The organism is Streptomyces sp. NBC_00385, assembly GCF_035917155.1.
In the GTDB taxonomy this organism is placed as follows: domain Bacteria; phylum Actinomycetota; class Actinomycetes; order Streptomycetales; family Streptomycetaceae; genus Streptomyces; species Streptomyces poriferorum.
Map to the genome: position 1 here is coordinate 6,080,622 of NZ_CP107951.1, position 22,114 is coordinate 6,102,735.

The 22,114-nt window shown below is 69.7% G+C and carries 22 protein-coding genes, 3 tRNA genes and 4 pseudogenes; 16 read left to right on the forward strand and 13 right to left on the reverse strand.

Features of this window, described 5'->3' with window-relative positions; genetic code table 11:
- Nucleotides 1-7: 7 nt before the first annotated feature.
- The gene (locus tag OG959_RS27115; protein WP_326662581.1) at nt 8-835 is read right to left on the reverse strand and encodes a TerD family protein; all 828 of its coding nucleotides are present in this window, start codon (nt 833-835) and stop codon (nt 8-10) included.
- Between the two features lie 221 nt (nt 836-1,056).
- Here OG959_RS27115 and OG959_RS27120 point away from each other — a divergent pair, with 221 nt between their 5' ends.
- The 4 genes from OG959_RS27120 to OG959_RS27135 all read left to right on the forward strand — a co-directional run bounded on the left by OG959_RS27120 (nt 1,057) and on the right by OG959_RS27135 (nt 6,570).
- On the forward strand, nt 1,057-2,220 hold the full coding sequence (locus tag OG959_RS27120) for an HpcH/HpaI aldolase/citrate lyase family protein (RefSeq protein ID WP_326662583.1): 1,164 nt from the start codon (nt 1,057-1,059) through the stop codon (nt 2,218-2,220).
- Between the two features lie 164 nt (nt 2,221-2,384).
- The gene (locus tag OG959_RS27125; RefSeq protein WP_326662585.1) at nt 2,385-4,925 is read left to right on the forward strand and encodes a phosphoribosyltransferase; all 2,541 of its coding nucleotides are present in this window, start codon (nt 2,385-2,387) and stop codon (nt 4,923-4,925) included.
- Nucleotides 4,922-5,755, forward strand: a complete 834-nt coding sequence (locus OG959_RS27130; protein WP_326662587.1) for an HAD family hydrolase — start codon at nt 4,922-4,924, stop codon at nt 5,753-5,755. Before OG959_RS27125 ends, OG959_RS27130 begins: the two co-directional genes overlap by 4 nt.
- Nucleotides 5,756-5,910: 155 nt before the next feature.
- A complete protein-coding gene (locus OG959_RS27135) occupies nt 5,911-6,570 on the forward strand; it encodes an O-methyltransferase (RefSeq protein ID WP_326662589.1) in 660 nt (219 codons plus the stop codon).
- Nucleotides 6,571-6,610: 40 nt separating this feature from the next.
- Here OG959_RS27135 and OG959_RS27140 read toward each other — a convergent pair whose 3' ends face one another.
- The 4 genes from OG959_RS27140 to OG959_RS27155 all read right to left on the reverse strand — a co-directional run bounded on the left by OG959_RS27140 (nt 6,611) and on the right by OG959_RS27155 (nt 9,938).
- Complete coding sequence (locus OG959_RS27140) at nt 6,611-6,829, reverse strand: FmdB family zinc ribbon protein (protein ID WP_326662591.1); 219 nt, start codon at nt 6,827-6,829, stop codon at nt 6,611-6,613.
- A 100-nt stretch (nt 6,830-6,929) separates the two neighbouring features.
- Nucleotides 6,930-7,517 carry a DUF4383 domain-containing protein gene (locus OG959_RS27145; RefSeq protein ID WP_326662593.1) on the reverse strand — a complete coding sequence of 196 codons (588 nt, stop codon included), beginning with the start codon at nt 7,515-7,517 and terminating at the stop codon, nt 6,930-6,932.
- Nucleotides 7,518-7,662: 145 nt separating this feature from the next.
- Nucleotides 7,663-9,072, reverse strand: a complete 1,410-nt coding sequence (locus OG959_RS27150) for a hypothetical protein (protein WP_326662595.1) — start codon at nt 9,070-9,072, stop codon at nt 7,663-7,665.
- A gap of 71 nt (nt 9,073-9,143) precedes the next feature.
- On the reverse strand, nt 9,144-9,938 hold the full coding sequence (locus OG959_RS27155) for a DUF4097 family beta strand repeat-containing protein (protein WP_326662596.1): 795 nt from the start codon (nt 9,936-9,938) through the stop codon (nt 9,144-9,146).
- Nucleotides 9,939-10,132: 194 nt separating this feature from the next.
- On the opposite strand from OG959_RS27155, the gene OG959_RS27160 reads away from it, so the two are divergent.
- Nucleotides 10,133-10,207: transfer RNA gene (locus OG959_RS27160), tRNA-Val, on the forward strand.
- A 63-nt stretch (nt 10,208-10,270) separates the two neighbouring features.
- Here OG959_RS27160 and OG959_RS27165 read toward each other — a convergent pair.
- A pseudogene (locus OG959_RS27165) lies at nt 10,271-10,827 on the reverse strand (site-specific integrase); the annotation flags it as partial.
- Between the two features lie 57 nt (nt 10,828-10,884).
- Here OG959_RS27165 and OG959_RS27170 point away from each other — a divergent pair.
- Both OG959_RS27170 and OG959_RS27175 read left to right on the forward strand, forming a co-directional pair.
- Nucleotides 10,885-11,421, forward strand: coding sequence for a hypothetical protein (locus OG959_RS27170; protein ID WP_326662598.1), 537 nt, complete (start codon nt 10,885-10,887; stop codon nt 11,419-11,421).
- Between the two features lie 384 nt (nt 11,422-11,805).
- Nucleotides 11,806-12,108, forward strand: a pseudogene (locus OG959_RS27175) (LysR substrate-binding domain-containing protein); the annotation flags it as partial.
- A gap of 66 nt (nt 12,109-12,174) precedes the next feature.
- On the opposite strand, the gene tnpB reads toward OG959_RS27175, so the two are convergent.
- Together tnpB and OG959_RS27185 are read right to left on the reverse strand one after the other, a co-directional pair.
- Nucleotides 12,175-13,650: an IS607 family element RNA-guided endonuclease TnpB gene (tnpB, locus tag OG959_RS27180; RefSeq protein WP_326662600.1), complete on the reverse strand. Its 1,476-nt coding sequence runs from the start codon at nt 13,648-13,650 to the stop codon at nt 12,175-12,177.
- The gene (locus tag OG959_RS27185) at nt 13,647-14,228 is read right to left on the reverse strand and encodes an IS607 family transposase (protein WP_326662602.1); all 582 of its coding nucleotides are present in this window, start codon (nt 14,226-14,228) and stop codon (nt 13,647-13,649) included. Before OG959_RS27185 ends, tnpB begins: the two co-directional genes overlap by 4 nt.
- Nucleotides 14,229-14,281: 53 nt before the next feature.
- Here OG959_RS27185 and OG959_RS27190 point away from each other — a divergent pair.
- A pseudogene (locus OG959_RS27190) lies at nt 14,282-14,764 on the forward strand (LysR substrate-binding domain-containing protein); the annotation flags it as partial.
- A gap of 53 nt (nt 14,765-14,817) precedes the next feature.
- Here the strand turns inward: OG959_RS27190 and OG959_RS27195 are convergent.
- Nucleotides 14,818-15,312 (reverse strand): SMI1/KNR4 family protein, encoded by a 495-nt coding sequence (locus OG959_RS27195; protein WP_326662604.1) that lies wholly within the window; start codon nt 15,310-15,312, stop codon nt 14,818-14,820.
- A gap of 259 nt (nt 15,313-15,571) precedes the next feature.
- On the opposite strand from OG959_RS27195, the gene OG959_RS27200 reads away from it, so the two are divergent.
- Both OG959_RS27200 and OG959_RS27205 read left to right on the forward strand, forming a co-directional pair.
- The gene (locus OG959_RS27200; protein ID WP_442805637.1) at nt 15,572-15,946 is read left to right on the forward strand and encodes a hypothetical protein; all 375 of its coding nucleotides are present in this window, start codon (nt 15,572-15,574) and stop codon (nt 15,944-15,946) included.
- Between the two features lie 121 nt (nt 15,947-16,067).
- A complete protein-coding gene (locus tag OG959_RS27205) occupies nt 16,068-16,616 on the forward strand; it encodes a GNAT family N-acetyltransferase (protein ID WP_326662605.1) in 549 nt (182 codons plus the stop codon).
- A 25-nt stretch (nt 16,617-16,641) separates the two neighbouring features.
- Here the strand turns inward: OG959_RS27205 and OG959_RS27210 are convergent, their stop codons facing one another.
- The 4 genes from OG959_RS27210 to OG959_RS27225 all read right to left on the reverse strand — a co-directional run bounded on the left by OG959_RS27210 (nt 16,642) and on the right by OG959_RS27225 (nt 18,007).
- Nucleotides 16,642-16,926: a DNA-binding protein gene (locus OG959_RS27210; RefSeq protein ID WP_326662606.1), complete on the reverse strand. Its 285-nt coding sequence runs from the start codon at nt 16,924-16,926 to the stop codon at nt 16,642-16,644.
- A gap of 128 nt (nt 16,927-17,054) precedes the next feature.
- Nucleotides 17,055-17,139, reverse strand: a tRNA-OTHER gene (locus OG959_RS27215).
- A gap of 72 nt (nt 17,140-17,211) precedes the next feature.
- Nucleotides 17,212-17,286: transfer RNA gene (locus OG959_RS27220), tRNA-Trp, on the reverse strand.
- 67 nt (nt 17,287-17,353) lie between these two features.
- Nucleotides 17,354-18,007 carry a TetR/AcrR family transcriptional regulator gene (locus OG959_RS27225; RefSeq protein WP_326662608.1) on the reverse strand — a complete coding sequence of 218 codons (654 nt, stop codon included), beginning with the start codon at nt 18,005-18,007 and terminating at the stop codon, nt 17,354-17,356.
- A 155-nt stretch (nt 18,008-18,162) separates the two neighbouring features.
- On the opposite strand from OG959_RS27225, the gene OG959_RS27230 reads away from it, so the two are divergent.
- From OG959_RS27230 to OG959_RS27255, 6 genes and pseudogenes are all read left to right on the forward strand, one after another.
- Nucleotides 18,163-19,227 (forward strand): hypothetical protein, encoded by a 1,065-nt coding sequence (locus OG959_RS27230; RefSeq protein ID WP_326662610.1) that lies wholly within the window; start codon nt 18,163-18,165, stop codon nt 19,225-19,227.
- A gap of 77 nt (nt 19,228-19,304) precedes the next feature.
- Nucleotides 19,305-19,724 carry a signal peptidase I gene (locus tag OG959_RS27235; protein ID WP_326662611.1) on the forward strand — a complete coding sequence of 140 codons (420 nt, stop codon included), beginning with the start codon at nt 19,305-19,307 and terminating at the stop codon, nt 19,722-19,724.
- 98 nt (nt 19,725-19,822) lie between these two features.
- Nucleotides 19,823-20,290 carry a MarR family transcriptional regulator gene (locus OG959_RS27240; protein WP_326662612.1) on the forward strand — a complete coding sequence of 156 codons (468 nt, stop codon included), beginning with the start codon at nt 19,823-19,825 and terminating at the stop codon, nt 20,288-20,290.
- Between the two features lie 327 nt (nt 20,291-20,617).
- A pseudogene (locus OG959_RS27245) lies at nt 20,618-21,037 on the forward strand (B3/B4 domain-containing protein); the annotation flags it as partial.
- Nucleotides 21,038-21,095: 58 nt separating this feature from the next.
- Nucleotides 21,096-21,389 (forward strand): hypothetical protein, encoded by a 294-nt coding sequence (locus OG959_RS27250; protein WP_326662614.1) that lies wholly within the window; start codon nt 21,096-21,098, stop codon nt 21,387-21,389.
- Between the two features lie 117 nt (nt 21,390-21,506).
- A complete protein-coding gene (locus OG959_RS27255) occupies nt 21,507-22,106 on the forward strand; it encodes a hypothetical protein (protein ID WP_326662616.1) in 600 nt (199 codons plus the stop codon).
- The last annotated feature ends 8 nt before the right edge of the window (nt 22,107-22,114 follow it).

Here is a 22,114-nt window from a genome sequence, read left to right on the forward strand (position 1 = left end):
GCGTCGTTCAGGGCCGTATGAACTGCGGCCCCTGCGGTGGCAGGACGAAGTTCGGGTCCGGCGCGTGCGCTGCCGCCGCCGCGGGCTGCGGGTAGCCGTAGGCGGGCTGTGCGGACGCCGGCTGGGGGTAGCCGTAGGCCGGGCCGGGGGCGGGTGCCGCAGGAGCCACAGCGGGCTGCGGGTAGCCGTACGCGGGCTGCTGGTGCTGGACCGTGACCTGTGCGTCGGGTCCGGGCGCCGGCGGGAACGCGGGGGCGGGCGGCGGTGTGGGGCCGGGTCCGGCGGCGGCCTCGGACTCGTCCACCGAGATGCCGAAGGCGGTCGCGAGACCGATGAGGCCGGTCGGGTACCCCTGCCCCACGGCCCGGAATTTCCAGCCATCGCCGCGCCGGTACAGCTCGCCGCAGATGATCGCGGTTTCCTCGCCCGTCTCCGGCCGCACGTCGAAGACGGCGAGCGGCTCGCCGCCCGACGCCGCGGCGTCGTAGAGCAGGATGCGCAGATCGCGCACGCGCTCGAAGGCGGCCCCGTCGGAGGATGCCGCGATGACGACCTGATCGACCGAGGGGTCGAGCGCGTTCAGGTCGGCCTCGATGGTGTCCGTCAGACCTTCGGGCAGACTTCGCTTCGGCAGCCGTCGTACCAGGCCGGACGGGTGACGGGGCTGGTTGTAGAAGACGAAGTCCTCGTCGGAGCGCACGCGGCCGCCGGAACCGAGCAGCAGGGCCGAGGCGTCCACATCGGGGACCCCGGTGCCCGGGGTCCAGCACAGCACGGCCCGTACGGCCATGGCGTCGAGAGGGACGTTCGAACCTTTCACCATCGCGTGCGTCATGCCGGTCATCCTGCCTGCTGGCTGCCCGTGCGGACAACGCGGGGGTCGCAAGCCGTGTCGTGCGGGAACATCGGAACGAGCCGGTCCGCGCTCTGGGGAACCACCGCTAAATGGACGAGTTACCCGGAATTCATGTGGGCCGGGAACTGCCGACACCCGTCCGTACGTACTATTACCGGCCACACGTTGTCCGGTCGGTCAGGTAGTACGGGGGGAATCACATGCGTCATTTCGGGCATATCGCACCTGCTGCGAGAGGCGATCTGTTCTTCCGTGAGCCGTGCGACTTCGACGCCGGCTCCCCGGCCCCCGTCCTCGCGGCGGCCCTGGGGGCCACGCTCTACAGCCCCGCCACCCGTCCCCGGCTCGCCGACGACGTCATCAAGCAGGCCCGCCGAGGAGTCGTCTCCATGGTGTTGTGCCTGGAGGATTCGATCGACGACTCCGAGGTGCCGGGCGCCGAGGAGAACCTGGTCAGGCAGTTCGCCGACCTCGCGGAACGTGGCGGCGAGCTCCCGCTGCTGTTCATCCGCGTCCGCGAACCGCACCAGATCACGGACCTCGTGCGCCGGCTCGGCGCATCCGTCCGATTGTTGTCCGGTTTCGTACTTCCCAAGTTCACGCAGGAGCGTGGCGTCCCGTTCATGGAAGCGCTCACCAAGGCGGAGTCCGCGGCCGGACAGCGGCTCTTCGCCATGCCCGTTCTCGAATCCCCCGAGCTGCTGCACCTGGAGACCCGCCGCGAGTCCCTCCAGAAGATCGCCGGCACGGTCGACACCTACCGTGACCGGGTGCTCGCGCTGCGCCTCGGCGTCACCGACTTCTGCTCGGCGTACGGACTGCGCCGCGCGCCCGACATGACGGCGTACGACGTCCGGATCGTCGGCGACGTCATCGCCGACGTCGTCAACGTGCTGGGCCGGGCGGACGGGACGGGCTTCACCATCACCGGTCCCGTCTGGGAGTACTTCCGGCTCCAGGAGCGCATGTTCAAGCCACAGCTGCGCCGCAGCCCCTTCCTGGAGGGCCGGGCGGAGGAGCTTCGTACCGCCCTGATCGAGCACGACCTGGACGGACTGCTGCGGGAGATCGAGCTGGACCGGGCCAACGGCCTGCTCGGCAAGACCTGCATCCACCCGTCGCATGTCGCGCCCGTGCACGCACTGTCCGTGGTCAGCCACGAGGAGTTCAGCGACGCACAGGACATCCTGCGGCCGGAGCGCGACGGCGGCGGGGTGCTGCGCTCCTCGTACACGAACAAGATGAACGAGGTGAAACCGCACCGGGCCTGGGCCGAACGCACTCTGCGGCGCGCCGAGGTCTTCGGCGTGGCCAAGGCGGACGTCGGCTTCGTGGAACTGCTGGCGGCGAGCCTCGCGGAATGAGCGGTGCGCGTGCGCACGGGTGCGCGGGCGATGCTTGATGGACGGGGCCCGGTGAGCGGGCGCGTATGACGGACGACGGGCCCGGCTGAGCGGGCGCGCGTGACAGACGACGGGCCCGGGCGAGCGGGGCGCGCGTGACAGGCCAACGGAAGGAAACGGCGAACGTGGTGTGGTCGGGTAGCTGGGTCGCGGAACGACTGGGCGTCGAGCTGGTGGGCGACGGGGAGCTCCGTGAGCTGCTGGGCCTCGCCCTGCGGCGCAACCCCAAGCGGGCACACCTGCTCGTGTCCAACGTCCTCGGCAAGCACGTGCCGCAGCGCCCCTCGGTCGTATACGGCGCAGGCGTGGAGCTCGGCCGCCGGGTGCGCGATCTGCTCGGCGAGGACGGCGCACAGCACGCGGTCGTGCTGGGCTACGCGGAGACGGCCACCGGCCTCGGTCACGCCGTCGCCGACGGGCTCGGACAGGCGCCCTACCTCCACTCGACGCGACGCCCCGTCGAGGGAGTGGCACGGGCGGGCGGCTTCGAGGAGTCGCACTCGCACGCCACCTCGCACCTGCTGCTGCCGGAGGACCCGGACCTGCTGGCAGCCGAACGGGGCGGAGAGGCGGACACGACCCTCGTCCTCGTCGACGACGAGTTCTCCACCGGCAACACCGTCCTCAACACCATCCGTGCCCTGCACGAGCGCTACCCCCGCAAGCGGTACGTCATCGTGGCCCTGGTCGACATGCGCTCACCGGCCGACCGTGGCCGGCTCACCGAGTTCGCCGAGGAGATCGGCGCCCGCGTCGATCTGGTGGCGAGGAACACCGGCACGGTCCGCCTTCCGGAAGGTGTCCTGGAGAAGGGGCAGGCCCTGGTCGCCGAGCAGGAAGCGGCCCAGGCGGCGGCGCGGCCCCGCGTGGGGTGGCCCGGGGGAAAGCCCGAGCCGCTGTGCAACCTTCCCCGCCCCCACACCCGGATCGACCTCCAGTGGCCCGCCGGAGTGCCCGACGGCGGCCGGCACGGCTTCACCCCCGCCCACCGCGCCCTCCTGGAACCCGCGCTCCCCGCCATGGCGGACCGCATCGCGGCGGCCCTGGGCGAGCACGCCCGCAAGGTCCTGGTCCTCGGCTTCGAGGAGCTGATGTACGCGCCGCTGCGCCTGGGCACCGCCCTGGAGGAGCGCACCGGCGCCGAGGTCCGCTACTCGACCACGACCCGTTCCCCGGTCCTGGCCGTGGACGACCCCGGCTATGCGATACGCACCCGGCTGGTCTTCCCCGCCCACGACGACCCGGCCGACGGCCCGGGCGACCGCTACGCGTACAACGTCGCGGGCGGCGGCTTCGACGCCGTGGTCCTCGTCGTCGACTCCACCGCCGACACCCACGCACTGCACGGCCCCCGCGGCCTGATGCGGCAGCTCACCCCGCACACCGCCCACCTGCTCCTGGCGGTCGTCCCCTCGTACGTACCGCCCGGGGCCCGTGCCGCCGGGCCGTCACCCTCGCACATCCCCCACCGGCCCCACCGGCCCCATCGGCAGGAAGAACCCTCCATGCTGCCCGAGCCCCTCCGCGGCCCCGCCTTCTCCTCCTACGCGCCGGACGAGGTCGGCTGGCTGCTCCAGGACCTGTCGGACGCCGAGCTGGAGGCGCCCACCGAGGAGCGCGAGGAGGCGATACAGAGCGGTGGCGCGCACTACGCCGAGTCGCTGCCGGTCGAGTACCAGCCGTCCGAGGAGTACCAGGACCTGTTCAAGGCGGCCCTGGACCTGTCGGCCGCCCGCATCGCCCGCGCCGTCGGCACGGTCACCGAAACGGTCCTCGCCGAGCGCGGCCCCCGCCCCGTGTTCGTCTCGCTCGCCCGGGCCGGCACCCCCGTCGGCGTACTGATGCGCCGCTGGGCCCGACTGAGGCACGGCGTCGAGCTCCCGCACTACGCCGTCTCGATCGTGCGCGGCCGGGGCATCGACGCCAACGCCCTGCGCTGGCTGGCGGCCCATCACAACCCGGCCGACGTCGTCTTCGTCGACGGCTGGACCGGCAAGGGTGCCATCACCCGCGAACTGGCCGCGGCGATCGCCGAGTTCGAGGAGTCGGACGGCACCGAGGGCTTCAACCCGGAGATCGCGGTCCTGGCCGACCCGGGCGGCTGCGTCCGTACGTACGGCACCCGCGAGGACTTCCTGATCCCCTCGGCCTGCCTCAACTCCACGGTGTCCGGACTGATCTCCCGTACGGTCCTGCGCTCCGACCTCGTCGGGCCCGACGACTTCCACGGCGCGAAGTTCTACCGGGAACTCGCCGGATCCGATGTCTCCGGCCACTTCCTCGACACCGTCACCGACCGGTTCGGCGAGGTCGCCGACGCCGTGGACGCCGAGGTCAAGGAACTGCTCGCCGCGGACCGCGCCCCGACCTGGGAGGGCTGGGCCGCGGTGGAACGGATCAGCGAGGAGCAGGGCATCCACGACGTGAACCTGGTCAAGCCGGGCGTCGGCGAGACCACCCGCGTCCTGCTGCGCCGTGTCCCGTGGAAGATCCTCGCCAAGCGCGGCGCGGGCGCGGACCTGGAACACATCAGGCTGCTCGCACAGCAGCGCGGCGTCCCGGTCGAGGAGGTCGACGAACTCCCGTACACCTGCGTCGGGTTGATCCACCCGAAGTACACGCGCGGGGCGACCGGTGCCGACGGCAGGGCGGTGGACTCCAAGTGACCTCGGCCCCGACGCTGGTCGCCAGCGACCTCGACCGCACCCTCATCTACTCCGCGGCGGCCCTCGACCTCCCGATGCCGGACGCCGAGGCCCCCCGTCTCCTGTGCGTCGAGGTGTACGACAAGAAGCCCCTCTCGTACGTCACGGAGACGGCGGCGGCCCTGCTCGACGAGCTGACCCGCTCCCCGTCCACGGTCTTCGTACCGACGACGACCCGCACCCGCGAGCAGTACCACCGCATCCATCTCCCGGGCTCGGCAGCCGAGTTCGCGATCTGCGCCAATGGCGGACACATCCTGGTGAACGGCGTCTCCGACCACGACTGGCAGCGCACCGTGGCCGGCCGGCTGGCTGAGGAATGCGCCTCGCTCGACGAGGTCCGCGCCCACCTGGTCTCCGCCGCCGACCCCGCCTGGCTGCTCAAGGAACGGGTCGCCGAGGACCTCTTCGCGTACCTCGTCGTCGACCGGACCCTCCTGCCCGCGGAATGGACGAAGGAACTCGCCGCGTGGGCGGAACCGCGCGGCTGGACGGTCTCGCTGCAGGGCCGCAAGATCTACGTCGTACCGCGTCCGCTCACCAAGAGCGCGGCGATGCGCGAGGTCGCCCGCCGCACCGGCGCCTCGCTCACCCTGGCCGCCGGCGACTCCCTCCTCGACGCCGACCTGCTGCTCGCCGCCGACCGCGGCTGGCGCCCCGGCCACGGCGAACTGGCCGACGCGGGCTGGAGCGCCCCGCATGTGGAGGCGACCGCCGAGAGCGGGGTGGCCGCGGGCGAGGAGATCCTGCGACGGTTCCTCGACGCGTCGGCCCTGCGCCGGGCGGCCTGAGGCGGGCTGCCCCGGCGCCGGGGCAGCCCGGTACAGGACGTCAACTTTCTGGCGCGCGCCACCGAAATCTGCTCGAACCGCGGAGGTTGGACGACTACAGTCGCCGCGTTCCCGCCCGTCGGCGGAGCAGCCGGGCGCGAGCGGGGAGTGGTGCGATGACCAAGGGCAACGAAACCAAGATCACGGACGAGCTGTACGCGTACATGCTCGCCCACAATCCGCCGCTGGACGCGGTGCAGCGCGAACTCGTGGAGACCACGTACGCCCGGCTGCCCGACTACGCGGGCATGCAGTCGGCCGAGGAACAGGGCCCGCTGCTCGCCTTCCTCGTACGGCTGACCGGGGCCCGGCACATCGTCGAGGTCGGGACCTTCACCGGGTTCTCCGCCCTGGCGATGGCCCAGGCGCTGCCCGCGGGCGGCCGGCTGATCGCGTGCGACGTCTCGGAGGAGTGGACCGCCTACGGCCGTGAGGCCTGGGCGAAGGCAGGCGTCGCCGACCGCATCGAGCTGCGGATCGCCCCGGCCCTGGACACCCTGCGGGCGATGCCCGCGGAGCCGCACATCGACTTCGCCTACCTGGACGCGGACAAGGGCAACTACATCGCGTACTGGGAGGAGCTGGTTCCCCGGATGCGCCAGGGCGGCGTCATCACCACGGACAACGTGCTCTTCCACGGCGGCGTGACAGACCCACGGGCGACCGGGGGAGCGGCGGCCATCCAGGAGTTCAACAACCACGTGTCCGCCGACCCGCGGATGGACAGCGTGATGCTCACGGTGTCGGACGGACTGACGCTGTCGCGCAAGCGGTAGCCGTAGCGGAGCTGTCGGGGGTTGGGACCGTGACGGCGGCTCAGCCGCAGCAGCCCCCACCACAGCAACCCCCGCCACCGCCGCCGCCACCTGCTGAGGGCGCGGAACCGGCGGAACCGCCCACGGCGACGGCCGAGAGGAGCTTCACGGTGTCCTCGTGCCCGGCGGGGCAGGAGGCGGGAGCCGAGGACTCGGCCATCGGACGGCTGAGCTCGAAGGTGTCTCCGCAGGAGCGGCAGCGGTACTCGTAACGAGGCATGCGCCCAGGCTATCGGCCGGGACGGGCAATGAGCAGCTCCCAGGTCCCTGCCCGGCTCCCGGCCGGGCAGGGACCTCGTCTCCCGCTCGCGGCTGTCCGACTATCGGCCGGGTCGGCTGACGGGCATCTCCGAGATCGCACGCCGTCGCGCGAGCCGTTGCTCGCGCTCGGCCTCCTCCGGGTGGCGGGCCCGCCAGTACGGGTTGTCATGGGGAAGCCCGCCGCTGACGCGCCCGTACATCCCGAACATCATCAGCATCAGCCCGACCAGGAAACTGAAGATCACGTTCTGCATCTCGAAGGCGAGGAAGTTGAGCCCGGTGTCCAGCAGGGCCAGGTTGACGAAGCCGCTGAGGACGAAGGCGATGCCCAGCACCATGTTGAGCGTCGAGGCGAAGTTGCCCCCGATGACCATCCCGATGAACAGCAGCAGCCCGACGCAGATCGACAGCACGCTGAGCGCGCCGTTGGTGCTCAGGCCCGCGACGGTGTCGCCGCCGGTGTCGAAGAAGCCGACCTTGTCGATCAGCCCGAGGATGCCGAAGGCGAGCAGCACCAGCCCCATCAGCCCGGCGCCGACCCGGTAGACGCGGCTGAGCCGGTGGTCCACGGGCAGGTGCTCGTCGAGACGGGCGGCCTTGCGGTGCGCGGCGGACCGCCGTGCCGGGCGCAGTACATGCGTGGCCATGGGGCCTCCTTCACGTACTCCTTGACGTACTCGGTCACCTACTACCAGGATCCCGCCGGGCAGGACGCCCCGCACGTCAGGGCGGCCGTCGGCCGGGGGACGTGTACGCGACCACCCCCCGTCCCATGTTTCCCTCGCCGCCCCGTCAGGCGCCGGCGCCGCGCTCCTCACGGATGTCGGAGACGACGCGCGCGGCGGTCTGCCGGACGCCCTCCGTCACGGTCAGGAAGTGCCAGTAGTCGGGGTGGCGCCCATCGAGGGCGGTGACGGCCTGATCGAGCCGGGCCACCGCGTCGTCGAGCGGCCGGGCATGGCGCGGCTCGGGGGTGTGACGCCCGGCCATGGCCAGGCGCTGGGCATCGCGGATCGCGAACCGGGTCCGCTGGATCTCCTGCTGCGGATCCTTGGCGACGGAGTCGAGCCGCTGCAGCCGGTCACCGGCCGCTGACACGGCTTCGTCCGTGGCGTTGAGCAGCGCCCGTACCGTACTCAGCCGCGACGTGGCATCCGCCCAGCGCTGCTCGTCACGCGCCTTCGCGGCCTCCTTGAGCTTCTCCTCGGCCTGGCGCACATTGACGGCCGCCTGCTCCGGAACCGGCTGGAGGTCCTGCCAGCAGGCCGCCGAGAACCGCCGCCGCAGCTCGCTGAGCACGGGCTCGACAGAGGCCGACCGGGTGGTCAGCGCCTGGGCCCGCGTACGCAGCGTCACCAGCCGCTTGTCGATCTCGGCGGCCCGCTCGGGCAGCTGCGACGCCTCGGCGCGTACGGCCTCGGCATCGCGCAGCACCTGATCGGCGCGCTGGAGGGTCTCGGGCACACCGTGCCGGCCGGCACCCTGGTTCAGCTTGGTCAGCTCGGGGGCGAGAGCGGCGAGCCGCGCGGCGAGATCGTCCGCCCGCAGTCCGGACGCCCGCACCGCGTCGAGAGCATTGCTCGCGGCCAGGAGCGCCTGTCGCGCCCGCTCCACGGCGGGCGCGAGCCGGGCGAGCTGGGTCTCGGCGGTCCCCAGCAGCGGACCGAGCCCGGCGGCGAACCGGTCGAGCTCACCCTTGACGCGTACGAGCTCGTCCTTGGCGGCGGACAGTTCGCTCCGAGCACGGGAGGCGACGGAGGGCTCAAGATCATCCCGGTCGAGATCGTGCGCGTCGACGGCCGTGATGTAGGCATGGCTGGCCTCGTCGATGCGCCGCCCCAGCGCGGCGAAGTCATCGACGGCCTTGCGGGCGGCGGGCGAACTGTCCACGGCCGTGATGGTCTCGATGGAGATCTGCAGATCGCGCTGGGCGGTGTCGAGCTCGTAGAAGGCCTCGGCGGCGGCATCCTTCGCGGCCTGGGCCTCGGCCCGCTGGCCCTCCCCGCGCCCACCGAACCAACGCCGCGTACCGCCCCCGGCGAAGGCGGCGGGCAGGGCTGCGGCGAGCAGGGGCACGGGCAGCGACATCAACAGGAGCGCATCACGAACACCGCGTCCGCGACCGTACCGGCTGACAGGGACATCACTGACGGCGGAATTCGCACCCGCTCTCGCCTGCGGCTTCGCGTGTGTCGCCGTCACATCCCTCTCCCGTGCTGTTTCGCCCTGCCCGGTACATTCTCCCACCAGGTAAGGACGAACACACGGGCCTGTTAGTTCGCGGTTCGCACCGTGACTTCGCCGTTGTCGCTGTGCGCCTTCACCGCATGCGGGCTGTCGTCACTGCGGGGCACGGCCACGGAGACGTCCCCGTTGTCGGCCGACGCGGACACGGCGTACCGGTTCTTGCCCGCGGGCAGGTCGATGGTGATGCTCCCGTTGTCACTGACGGTGTCCACAAGATCCGGAACCCGGCTGAAGTCGAGCTTCACGGAACCGTTGTCCGAGCGGGCCACCACGGAAGCCCCCGAGAGCCGCTCGCCCCGCACGGAGCCGTTGTCACTCTTCAGCTCCAGCGGCCCGGTGACATCCCGCACGACGACCCCGCCGTTGTCGGAGTACAGCTTGAGCGGCGTACCGAACCCGGACGCGGTGACCTTCCCGTTGTCCGCATCCACGGTCAGCTCGAGCCCGCGAGGCACCTTGACCTGGTGATGCGCGCCGCAGTCACTGATCAACGCGTCGCACTCCACCCGAAGCGTCAGCGTGTCGCCCTCCAGCTTCCACACGGGATCCGGCCCGCTCCCCAGCACCACCCAGCCGTCGACCTTGCGCGTCACCTCGATCTGCTCGACATCGGCGGGCACGACCTCCACGGTGGAGTTCTCCGCATCGATGGTCAGCGCCTTCCCGCCGTACGCGAACGACTTGTGCTCGGCCGGAGCGCCCTCCACGTCCGTACTCCCACACCCACTGAGCACACCGACGAGCAGAACGGCGCCCCCGGAGGCCACGAGGGCGTTGGTGCGGATGCGGGCACGGGTGCGGGTACGAGTACGGATGGTCATGGCGATGGAGTCCCCCTGGCTGGTGCTGCCGATGTGCCTCCACCGTATGCAGCACCCGCCGCCGGGACGATCCGGACGGCTACCGTCTCGGGGGTGGGGATATCCCCCGTACGGCCTTGGGGGCGGGCGGCCCGGGGGCGGGCAACCGATTGTCTAGGGGTGCCGTCGGGCATGTAATCTGTTCCTTCATCCACGGGTGCGTAGCTCAGGGGTAGAGCGCTGCTCTTACAAAGCAGATGTCGGCGGTTCGAAACCGTCCGTGCCCACCAGCCAGAACGCCCCCGCAGCGAGCCGCTGCGGGGGCGTTGACGGTAGTACTTGACGGCAGTCCCTCACTCCGGTCGACGCCGTCGCAGCAGTCGGTCCATGTGTCCCATCGCCTCCCGCCGGTTGTCGTCGGATACGTGGGTGTAGATGTTCATCGTGACGGCGATCTGCGAGTGCCCCAGGATCTCCATTACGACCCGCGCCGGCACACCAGCGGCGAACAGAAGCGTGGCGCATCCGTGCCGAGCGTCGTGCAGACGAATGCGGCGCAGTCCCGCGTCCTCCGTGATGCGCTCGAACGACCGGCTGAGGTTTCTCGGCTCGATCGTTCGCCCGGTCCTGGTCGTGAACACCTAGTCGCTGTCATGCCAGGTCTGCCCCGCGTCGTGGCGCTGCGCGGCTTGACGGAGACGCTGCCAGCGCAGCGCCACGACACGCACATGAGCGGTACGGGGATGGCACGCGTGCGGCGGTTCTTGGTGGAGTCCGCGTACAGCTCCTTCTGCACCCGCTGGATCTGATTCCGCACGGTGAGCGTGCGGCGTTCCAAGTCGATGTCCGACCAGCGGAGTCCAAGAACTTCCCCGCGTCGCAGACCTAGAGCCACGGCCAGTACGAACGAACGGGACTGCTGCCGCAAGCTGACCAAAGGACGTGGTGCTCGCTAGCATCGCCTCCCGTGATCACCGTCGTCGTTACCATCGCGCTGGCGTTCGCCGGCTATGTAGTCACGTACCTCAACGGCTTGCGCCTGTCACAGCGTCAAGAACGCCTCGCTCGCTTGAATCGGCAGCTCAGTGACTTCTATGGGCCGCTGTTCGCCCTCACGGAAGCCAACAGCCGCATCTTCAGCGCGTTCATGGAGCGCAACGCTCGTCCTGACGGCAGGTCCCCCTTCGTGCATGAGACAGCTCCTTCCGAGGAGGAACTCGCCGAGTGGCGCTTGTGGGTGCGGACCGTTTTCCTCCCGAACATTCAGGCGATGCGTGACCTTGTCATCAAGCGCGCTGACCTCCTGAGCGAACCGGCGATGCCGCCGATTCTGCTTCAACTGTGCGCACACGTCTCCGGCTACGAGATCACAGCCGCCCGGTGGGAGCAGGGAAACTACGAGGAGCACCTGTCCGTGGTGCCCTTCCCCAGTGAGGAGATAGCCGCATACGCGCGGCACGGGTTCGCGGGCTTGAAGCAGCAGCAAGGCCGTTTGCTCGGGTGATCGCAGGACAGGTGACCAAGAGGAGTGACCTCTAGAGCGGGGGGTTCCGGGCGGCCGGCGGCAGTGGCCAGCCGGCGCAGGCCACCAGTGTGCTGCCGTCCTCGGTGAGGAAGAGCAGAGTGGTCCATGTCCGATCAGCGGCATCGATCAGCCCTGTGCGCACGGGCCGGCCATGCTCGCGGACGAGCTGCACTGCTCGTTCCAGCCCAAGAGGTTCGAGTCCGCGCATCCGCATGCGACGCAGTCGCTGCTTGAAGACTCCGGCATGCTGGCCTGCGGGTCGTGCCTGGCCTGCCACTCAGTAGGTGGCGCCGTTGCGGAGGGTGGCCAGAGCGATCACGGACGCGTCGTCATCACCGGACAACAGCGATTCCAGTACATGTCGAGAGGCTTCCGAGGGGCGTACGACTGAACCCGGCGGGCCGAGCCCTGCACCGCCACGCTGTGGACGTCCTTGACCGCCTGGCCCGTGCGGAGCAGGAGTTGGCGGTGCTACACAGGGGACACGGTGGGCTGTTGCACGTAGGGGCGTTTCCCACCGCCAACATCGCGTTGGTGCCCGCCGCCCTGCGCGCGTTCCGTCACGTCCGGCCGGATGTCGAGGTCGTCGCCGTCGAAGGCCGCAGCGGCACGCTGACGGCCCGGATCGAGGACGGGGCGCTGGACCTGGCCGTGGTCAGCGACTACCGTTGCTTTGAGTATCAGTAGATCTCAGCAATTCCGGCGTTTCTGCCGGAATGGTCCGTGACGGTGTCACCAGAGTGCGAGTTGTGCTCTGCTGTCCTGTTGACGGTCTCCCGTTTCTGTCCCGGCTCTGGGGCTGGGGATTGTGCCACCTGCCCGCCCCGTCCGCGCCGTGTGGCGGGGGCGGGTGGTGCGGGTCTTGCGGTCGGCTCCACGGGGCTTCGACCCCACCACGGTGGGGTCCAGGTCTCCGGCCACTCCGGTACCTGTGAGGCAGGTCGTATGGGTGTTGCGGGTTGCGAGGGTGAGCAGGTTGTGTCCGGCGTTTGCGTCCCGGTCCTGGACGAGTCCGCAGGTGTCGCATTCGAAGACGCGCACGCTCAGGGGCAGCTTGGCTTTCACCGCACCACAGCGTGAGCACGTCTTCGACGAGGGATACCACCGGTCGGCCATGACCAGGCGTGTTCCGTGCCGGCGGGTCTTGTAGGTGAGCTGGCGGCGGATCTCACCGAACGCCGCATCCGCGACCCGGCGCGACAGCCGCCGGTTGCGGCCCATCCCGGCCACGTTGAGGTCCTCGACCACGATCGTGCCGTACTCGGCGGTGAGGCGGGTCGTCAGTTTGTGGAGGGTGTCCTCACGCAGGTTCGCCACCCGGTGATGCACCTTGTTCCGGACCCGGTTCGCCTTCTCCCACCGCCGCGAAGGCTTCCGCCCCGTGCGCCGGTCCGGACCCTGCCTTCGGGACACGACCCGGCTCGCACGGCGCAGCTGTTTCTGTGCGTGGTCGAGGTGGCGGGGGTTGGGCTCCTCGGTCACATTCCCGTCGCTGTCGGCCAGGACGGCGAGGGTCTTGATGCCCAGGTCGATCCCGACCGCGGCATCCGGGCGGGCGACCTTCAGCAGAGGTTGTTGTTCCTCGACCTGGAAGGAGACGAACCAGCGCCCCCGGTCCAGACGCACCGTCGCGGACAGGATCCGCATGGTGCCGGCGTCGATACGGGCGCGCAGGTCGGGACGGTGCTCGTGGAGACGGACCGTTCCGATCCTGGGCAGGGTGACATGCCTGCCGTCCGCCTCGATACGCATCGCCCCGGTCGTGAACCGGCACGATCGACGGGCCTTCCGCTTCGACTTGAAACGCGGAACACCCACCCGCGCACCCTTACGCTTCCCGCTCCTGGATTTCGCGTAGTTGTCGAACGCGGCCGACGCGTTGGCGAGACCGGTGTTGTAGGCCTCCTTGGAGTTCTCTTCCCACCACCCCGCAAACCGCGGATCGGACCGCTTCGCCTCGTTGAACGCCTTCCGTAACGACGGCAGCGACCACGACCGCCACGGCGTCAACTGGTCTTCGGGAATCCCGTACGACTCCTCGGCCTTGCGCTGCCGCCACACCGCCGTGACATACCCGACCGCCCAGTTGTACGCAGCCCGCGCCGCACCCGCATGCGAATGCAGACGGGCTCCAGCCGTGGCATTCGGGTCCAGAGCCAGCCTGTGCGCGGACACAGTGAAGCCCGACTGCGGGACGAACCTCTTCATCCGGCCACGTCCTGCGGGGATGTGGCGGCGGCGACAGCGCGAGCGGCCCGGTTCTTTGCCGAGCGTCGGCCGTACAGGCGGGCACACATCGAGGTGAGGACTTCGGTGACGTCCCGCACCAGGTCATCCGCGCTCTCACTCGGGTCAAGGACCAGCAGGCGACGCCCCGAGGCCGAAAAGGCCGCTTCGAGGTGCTCGACGCCGAACCGGGCGAGACGGTCCCGATGCTCGACCACAACCGTCCCCACCCCCGGATCGGCCAGAAGCCCGTGCAGCTTACGGCGGCGCCCGTCCAGAGCAGACCCGATCTCCGTCACCACCTCCGAGACCGCCAAGCCCCGAGCGGTCGCCCCCTGAACCGCCCGCGCCACCTGCCGCTCCAGATCCGCCTTCTGATCACCCGACGACACACGGCAATACACCACCACCCGGCCCGCCGACTCCCGGACAGGCTCCGTCACCAGCCACGTACCCGACGGCGTCTGAACGACTGGAACCGGCATCCGGCCCTCCTTCGCCCACGTCCACGCAGTCTGATAATGCACACCGTTACGCGCCGCCCACTCAGAAAGCTTCACAACACCACGGTATTCGCAGAGAACACCGCATATCCACTGAAAGAAATAGGAACAGTTGCTTCCCCTCCGGGCTGTGCTCTGCCAACGGAGTCGCCACGACGCCGCTGTGCGAGGACGAGCTGCTCGTCGCTCTGCCCCGAGAGCACCGCCTGGCCGGAGCCGACGTGATCGATCTGCTCGAACTGCGCGACGAGGCATGGCTGCAGGACGCGTACGGGGATCGCCCCACGATACTTGCCGACGCCTGCGGCCGGGCGGGCTTCGCTCCCAGGAAGATCATCCGGATCGCGGAGTGGACGGGAAAGTTCGGTTACGTGGCCGCGGGTCTCGGCGTCGCACTGGTCCCGTCGCTGGCCGCATGGGCGGTTCCGGAAGGGCTTGTGCTGGCTCGCCTCACCGATCCGGCCCTGCGCCGGACCCTGCACATCGCCCTGCCCGCCACCCCGCTGCCGGCAGCGCTGACCCTGCGCGAGTTGCTCCGGGAGGGAGGAATTCGGCCGTCGGGGAAGGTGCCAGACGCCGGTCGCCTGGCCTGAGGCGTCGGGGCGTCGGTCCCGCGTGACGGATTCATGGCGAGACCCAACGTGTCCTAGGCCTCACAGCCGAGCTGCTCCTGGATCACACCGTTCAGCCATCGCTCCACGAATTCCTGGACCGAAGAGGCCGCCCACCTGCGGCTGTCCGTCTCGTGGTCCCAGAGGAAGACCTGATCGGATTGCCCGGGTACGAGGACGATGCCGAAGAGATCGCCATTGCCCGGCACGTCGGAGAAGAAGAGCAGTTGATCGAAGGCCATGTACAGATCGGAGAAGGAACTCCGGAGCTCCAAGTTCCTCTGGGTGATTGTTTCGAGTGGCGACACCAGGTCGTAGCCGTACTCGCCCACGATGCCGTTGCTCTCCCGCAGCACGGAGATCAATTCGGCCGGCAACGGGTGCCCCAGGATCTCTGCAGCCCCGCTCAGCGCGTCGTCCGTGGCCGGAGTGGTGAACTCGACCTCGACCTCGCCTGCATGCCGAGCGATCAACTCTTTCCACATCCGGCGATGATCGTATGGATCCTCACGGAGGGCAACCACGGGCATGCGGCGATGCGTACCTTTGCGGCGGGCGGCGGGCGGCTGACTCAACCCTCGTTCTCCCACGGCTCGTGCTGGTCAGGCGCTTCTTTGATCGGAGCGCAGGATTTGACGGAGGTCGTGTTCGTGTTCCCCGGGATCCTTGGACGAGCGCCTGCGTTCACGTCGCAGTTCCGAGGCAGGGCCCTCCGGGTGCTCGGATTGGCCACGAGTCGGTCTCGGCCTGGTGAAGCGTGATGCGGCGCACGACGTCACGCTCCAGTGTGTGACGATGCCCTTCGAACCCAGTTCGCGTGTCCCGCGCTTGCCGGAGAGCGATAACGGTCCCGGGCGGTCCTCGAACGCGCGAGGCGACGGGTTCGCGGGTGGTTGCGTAAGCCTGATCGTGCTGCTCATCGAAATCCCGGTCGCCTTTCTGCTGGGCCTGACGTCCGTCCTCCGTGGGTGGGTTGATGCGGACGAGCAAACTGCGGCCCCGGCGATGGACTGGGTCCCGGTCTTCTGGTTCGGCGGGTTCACGCTGGGCGTGCTGGTGGTCGCCGTGCTCTTCCTGTACTCGGCACATCCGTTCGCCGGTGCGGTCCAACTGATCCTGGCAGTCGTCGCACTGCTCTTCACCATCGCCGTTTGGCATGGCTAGTACGGACGCGCTCACCCGGGAGCAGCCACCGGCGACCACAAGGAACAAGCGGTGAGTCCGAGCGGAAGGCTGGATCGGGCAGGTCTTGATCGCTTCCGGAGCCGCTGATTGGGTGGCGGGTATGACCGAACTCGGACCCGTCGCCTGGCCGCCTGCTCCGATCAGGACCGAGAGGCTTGTGCTCCGTGAGGCCCAAGCCCGGGATCGTGCGGCGTTCATCGAATTGTTGGCGTCGCCAGAGGTGCACACCTACCTTGGTGGTCCCCGCCCTCGTGAAGAACTTGAGCGCGTGATGCCCGAGGTTCCCGAGCGGTGGCCCGGGAGTTTCGTCGTTGATCTCGACGGGGCGATGATCGGGCAGATTCTGCTCAGGAGAGCGCCTGAGAGCCGTCGTTCGGCTGCCGCGGGGAAGGTGGATCTCGGCTATCTGTTTCTGCCGCGAGCGTGGGGAATCGGGTACGCCTCCGAGGCGTGCGCGGCGGCGCTCGACTGGATCGAGGGCGTCCTTCCCGGCGAGCCGGTGGTGCTGACTACCCAGACCGCCAACGTCGACTCGATGCGCCTTGCGGCAAAGCTGGGATTCACGGAGGTGGAGCGCTGTCGGGCCTGGGATGCCGAGCAGTGGCTTGGTCAGTGGTCCCCGGTCTACAGCGCGACCGAACCGGAGTAATCGTCCAGTCCTGGGCGCCGGTTGATCAGAAGAAGCCGATCGTGTCCTTCAGGAGGCGACGAGCTTTTGCGCGGCGTGTGGCGCTCTCGCGCCACGTCCTCTCCGCCTCCACGCTGATGATCGTGACGCCCGCCTTCCCGGCCGAAGTCTCCGCAGGCACCAAGTGGTCGCAGGCGATGAGTACGCCGATGCGGAAGAGGGCGATGCCCAGTTGGCGGGCGGCCTCGGGCTGGGACAGCAAGGCGTCATCCGGCACCCGGGGGACCCGCAGGAGGAGTTTGGGGTAGCGGCGCTCGTCTCGCAGCTTCATCAGGTGGCCGCCGCTTCTGGGTGTGAAACAAGGTGACTGGTCTTCAAACGTCGCCCGCTGCGGTGGAGGGCGACGAAGCGAGGTGGGCTTGTCGCCGCGCCGGTGGTGCGGGGCGGGGGTGGGACGGTAGGCCATCGCCCGGATTTGAACCGGGGTTTCCGCATCGGGGCGAACCCGAGTGCGGTGTCCTGGGCCGCTGGACGACGCATGGCCCGACGGACCCTATCCGTCACGGGCCGGCCCGACCACTGCTTTCTCGTCGGGGATGCGCCAGGAGGCAGCGGACGGAACCGGCCGGAGTCGAACCGGCGTCCTCGCGGTTTTGGAGACCGCGCGCGACGACCTCTGCGCTACGGCTCCGCCCTGCCGTCATCGTAGAAGAGTGTTCGCCGCGGTCCGCCCCCGCGGTAAACGTCCAGTCATGCGGTCAGGACCGGCGCGGGCCCTGGACGGCTGATGCGGTGCCGTGCGGGCGGCGGCCGTGGACCAGGGGCAGGAACACCTCGTCGGTGATCTCGATGAGGACGGCATCGGGTACGGACGGGATGCCGAGCATCACGTACTCGTTGCGCAGAAGCGCCATGGGTGTGCCGGCGACTCGGGGGTGCAGGGCCTCGGGTGCGGCGTCGCCGCGGGCCACTGCTCGGCCGAGCAGGGTCAGCCAGGCCGCCTCGTGCGCGCCGTCCGTCGCCGGGTCGCGGAGCTCGGACAGGAGGTCCGGAGTGCTGCCGGCGGCCGCGATCAGGCCGCGCAGGATCTCGCCGTACGGTGATGACCAGGTGCTGTTGGCGCGCCGCAGCATCTCCAGGGTGTCGCCGCGCAGCGAGCCGGTGTCCGGCAGCACGGTCTCGGTCGCGGCCAGTCGGCGGTACGCCGCCACGCCCAGCGCGACGCGGTTGGGCCAACGCCGGTACAGGGCGTTCTTGTTGGTCCCGGCTCGCCGGGCCACCTCGTCCATGGTCAGGGACGGGACGCCGGATTCCTTCAGCACCTCGGCGGCTGCCTGGAGGATGGCCTCCTCCAGTTCGGCCCCGCGTCGCCGCGTCGCCGCGGTCCGCCGCGGTTCCTTCGCTTGTGCCACCGGTCGTCCTCTCTTGCCCCGCACCGCCGCTGGATCTGCGGTACGCATCGTACTTTCCGGACGTCCTTGCGCCCCATTCCAGGAATCATTTAAGGTACGGTGCGTACCCCATACGGTACGACTCGTACCGTAGAGCGTGAGGAGAGCGTCCCGTCGTGCGTACCTTCGGCATCACCTACGACACCGGCTTCACCACCGCGGGGACCACCACCCGCGAGCCCTTCGATCCCGCCGTCGTCCGCCGCGAAATGCAGATCATCCGCGATGAGCTGGGCTGTGACGCCGTACGTGTCACCGGCGGCGACCGCGACCGGCTCGAGACGGCCGCGCGCTGTGCAGCCGATGCCCAACTGGAGGTGTGGTACTCGCCGTTCACCAATGGACTCACCGCCGGAGAGCTTCTCGACTTCCTTGCCGACAGTGCCGGGCGTGCCGAGCGGCTGCGGCGCGAAGGTGCCGAGGTCGTCTTCCTCACCGGATCGGAGATCTCCCTCTTCACGGTCGGCATGCTCCCCGGTGACACCTTCGAGGAGCGTGCCGCCCTCCTCGCCGACCCGCAGCGGCTGAGAGCCGCGTTGCCCGGGCTCCCCGCTCAGGTCAACGCCTTCCTCGGCGAGGCGGTCGCTGCGGTGCGCAGCCGGTTCGGTGGCCGGATCGGGTACGCCTCACTTCCGTTCGAGGGTGTCGACTGGGCGCCGTTCGACGTCGTCGCCACCGACGCCGGTTACCGCGACGCCCGGACCGCCGACCGGCTCGCCGACGGTCTGCGGGCCTTGACCGCCCACGGCAAACCGGCCGCCGTCACGGAGTTCGGCTGCACCACCTACCGCGGGGCCGCGGACGCCGGCGGCCGGGGAGATGCCGTCATCGAGTGGGACGACCGCGCCCGTCCGGTGCGGTTCGCGGGCCCTGTCGTGCGCGATGAACAGGAGCAGGCCGACTACCTGCGTGAGCTCATCGCGGTCTTCGACGCGTCCGACGTCGATGCTGCTTTCGTCAACACCTTCGCCCGCTATGACCTTCCGCACGCGGGTGCCGACGACGACCACGACTTCGACAAAGCGTCCTTCGGGGTGGTCAGGGTCCTCGGCGGCGGCCGCACCGGTACTGCGTACCCGGGCCTGCCGTGGGAGCCCAAAGCCGCCTTCCATGCGCTTGCGGCGTACGGCCGTGGTCGGAGTCGGGGGCGGACGCGTTCCGGGCCGGGCGCAGCGGTGTGAGCTGCGGGTCGACGTCCGGGGCCCGTGGCCGCCGGTGTGCCCGTCGCCCGCCGGTGGTCGTTCTGTTGTGTGCCGTGATGCGGGGGCCTGTTGCCCTGAGGTGTTCGGGTCGGCTGCTAACCTCCGGCCTCGTGAACGACAGCGTGTATGTGGGCAAGGCGGGCAAGGATGCGGCACTGGACCGGGGGTGGCTCCTCGGGCATTTCAAGGACGCGGGCGACCCGCGCCACAGCGAGGACGTAGAGATCAAATGGGGTGTTCACCCTCCGGGTGACGAGCGCCTGGAGTGGGTGAAGGGCGAGCACCGTACCGCTCTCCTGGTCCTCATCAGCGGTCGCTTCCGCGTGGAACTCCCCGGCCGCAGCGTCCTTCTGGAGGAGCAGGGCGATTACGTCGTGTGGGGGCGCGGAGTCGACCACTCCTGGGTCGCGGAGGAAGAATCGGTGGTGCTGACGGTGCGATGGCCGTCGGTGCCCGGTTACGCGGTCGGGGCGTAGCGCCGAGCGCGGCCGCCCCGTATCGGATCGCTCTTGACCTCAACTTCGCTCGAGGTTTTACGGTGCTTTCACCAGCGATCAATCAGGGGGCACCGCACATGACGACGCAGCACGGTTCCGACGCCGAACTCGCCGCGCAGCCGGCCGCGTACTGGACCGGGGTGGCCTATGAGGCCCTCATCTCGTTCACGCGGGCACAGCAGGCTGAACTGGGTTTCACCCAGCCTCAGTTCTGGCTTCTGCGAAACCTCTCGGAGAACGACATCTCACCCGACGGCCGCGGTATGACCATCCCCGGCCTGCAGGAAGCCATGAGCACCTACATCAGGCCCGAGGACGACCTGAAGGCGGAAGCGGACGTTCTGCTGGAGCGCGGGTGGCTCAGTCTCGACGTCGAGGGGCGGCTGTGGATCACCGAGTCGGGCGAGGAGGCTCGCGTCGGTCTCAAGCGGCACGCGCCGGACGTCCGGGCCCGGATCCACGAGGACGTCGACGACGCCGACTACGTCACCGCGTTGAAAGTGCTCCAGCAGATGATACGGAACACCGGCGGCACCGTGTCCTGACCCCGGGTCCGCCGGCGCGGTTGTCGGGCGGTGCAAGCCGGGCCGGGCGGCAGGCCTCGGGGCCGGTGCCGCGGCAGGCATGGGGGTGCCGCCGTCGAAGGCGGCCGCCCGGCGTCGACACGCCGATCGCGTAGGGGCTCTGTACGCGGACGACCGGGGCGATGGCCGACCCTCGGCCGTCTGGCCGGCTGTGGCGTGGGAGATGCCGAGGTGGCGGATCGGCCCGGCTTCGCGCCGGCTTCCGGGACGGGCTGAGGGGTTTCCCCGCGGGGCGGGACAGGCTTTGCGGCGTGGTTCGTGCCTGAGCCGTCCGCGGGCGCACACTGGCCGCGTATCAACCCGCCCGTCGACTCCTACAACTCCGTCTCGGTCCGTCACGGTCTGCCGGCCGGTGCCTTCGACCTCGACCGGGTCACCGGCGACATCGACATCCGCCATGCGGACGGCACCGAGGAGTTCACCCCGCTCGGCGAACCCGACACCGTCGAGACCCCCAAGCCGGGCGAGATCATCTACACGGACGCCGGCGGCGTCCTGACCCGGCACTGGAACCACCGCGACGCCCACCGCACCCGTGTCACCGAGGACTCCGCCCACGTCGCCTTCCTCCTCGAAACCCTCCACGCCGTCCGCGACGGCGATCTCCTGAAGACCGCGGCGCTCGAACTGCGGGAGCTCCTGGCCCCACACGCGGAGCAGACGGCCGTGCACTACCTCGACCCGGCCCGGCCGCGGAGCGCCGTGTGAGGGCTGACGTCAGTCGGTGGCGCCGCGATGGGCCGGCGCGATGGGCCATAATCGCCGGATGACACGCGGGAAGCTGCCGGCGGGCTGGACTCTGGAGGAGATCCGCCGTGTCTCCGGCGATCGGGAGGCGGTGGCTCTCGATGCCGATCGTCCGGTGAAGTCGGTGGTGACGTTCGGCTGTTACGCGGAGAATGAGCGACTCCATCCCGAAATCGTCCTGGGGTTCCATGGTCTCTGCCTGGTGAAGCCGGTCGACGACGAGGACTGGTACATGGGCAGCCTGTACGAGGACGGCAGCATCGACTGCTGGACCGCATATTCCGATCTCCACGAGGCGCTTCGGGGGCTGTAGGCCCAACGGCGCTCGCGCACGGGCGGGTTGGTGGCGGTCGTTCCGGACACCGCCCGCGAGCTTCCGCAGGTGCCGACGAGGCTCGGCAACGCCGCCCCCGGAGGGCACAATCGAGTGATGAGCCGTCAGGGCAGGGCAGGAGCGTTACGGAGCCAGGTCGAGCTACGGAGCGTCCTCTCGCTCGTCCTCGACCAGGTCGATCCCGGCACGTCGGGCCTCGCCTACCGGTTGGTCGGGACCGGTGCCGCGTTGGCACAGGGTGTCCCGCTGCCGGTGGGTGACGTGGACATCCTGGTCCGCCGCCGGGAGGACGTCGACGGATTCGCGGCCGGGCTGTCCGGGTTCCCGTGCCTGGACGCACCGGCCTGGTTGCCCGACGCGAGGCAGTACTTCGCGCGGTTCAGGGTCGACGGGACGGAGGTGGAGATCAGTACGGTCGAGCATCCGGCGGACACCGATACGTTCGAGTGCGCGGGGAGCGGTCCCTGGACGCACTGGGTACATGCCGGAATCGGCAGGCACGTCGTCCCCGTCGTCGGCCTCGAACTGCGGCTGGTCTCCGAGCTTGTCCGCAACCGCCCCGACCGGATAGGACCCCTGATCGCACACATGCGGGTGCACGGCGCCGACCTTCCTCTCGTGCGGAGGGCCATGAGTGAGCGGAAGGTCGAGCCGAAGATGACGGCCCGTGTTCTCGAACAGCTGCGGAAGCAGTGAACCGCCGA

Bases quoted from the DNA above. Each gene is read 5' to 3' on its own strand.
- OG959_RS27115 (WP_326662581.1), bottom strand. From the start codon at position 835: ATGACGCACGCGATGGTGAAAGGTTCGAACGTCCCTCTCGACGCCATG.
- OG959_RS27120 (WP_326662583.1), top strand. From the start codon at position 1,057: ATGCGTCATTTCGGGCATATCGCACCTGCTGCGAGAGGCGATCTGTTC.
- OG959_RS27135 (WP_326662589.1), top strand. From the start codon at position 5,911: ATGACCAAGGGCAACGAAACCAAGATCACGGACGAGCTGTACGCGTAC.
- OG959_RS27140 (WP_326662591.1), bottom strand. From the start codon at position 6,829: ATGCCTCGTTACGAGTACCGCTGCCGCTCCTGCGGAGACACCTTCGAG.
- OG959_RS27145 (WP_326662593.1), bottom strand. From the start codon at position 7,517: ATGGCCACGCATGTACTGCGCCCGGCACGGCGGTCCGCCGCGCACCGC.
- OG959_RS27155 (WP_326662596.1), bottom strand. From the start codon at position 9,938: ATGACCATCCGTACTCGTACCCGCACCCGTGCCCGCATCCGCACCAAC.
- tnpB (WP_326662600.1), bottom strand. From the start codon at position 13,650: ATGAAGAGGTTCGTCCCGCAGTCGGGCTTCACTGTGTCCGCGCACAGG.
- OG959_RS27195 (WP_326662604.1), bottom strand. From the start codon at position 15,312: ATGCCCGTGGTTGCCCTCCGTGAGGATCCATACGATCATCGCCGGATG.
- OG959_RS27205 (WP_326662605.1), top strand. From the start codon at position 16,068: ATGACCGAACTCGGACCCGTCGCCTGGCCGCCTGCTCCGATCAGGACC.
- OG959_RS27210 (WP_326662606.1), bottom strand. From the start codon at position 16,926: ATGAAGCTGCGAGACGAGCGCCGCTACCCCAAACTCCTCCTGCGGGTC.
- OG959_RS27235 (WP_326662611.1), top strand. From the start codon at position 19,305: ATGCGGGGGCCTGTTGCCCTGAGGTGTTCGGGTCGGCTGCTAACCTCC.
- OG959_RS27240 (WP_326662612.1), top strand. From the start codon at position 19,823: ATGACGACGCAGCACGGTTCCGACGCCGAACTCGCCGCGCAGCCGGCC.
- OG959_RS27250 (WP_326662614.1), top strand. From the start codon at position 21,096: ATGACACGCGGGAAGCTGCCGGCGGGCTGGACTCTGGAGGAGATCCGC.
- OG959_RS27255 (WP_326662616.1), top strand. From the start codon at position 21,507: ATGAGCCGTCAGGGCAGGGCAGGAGCGTTACGGAGCCAGGTCGAGCTA.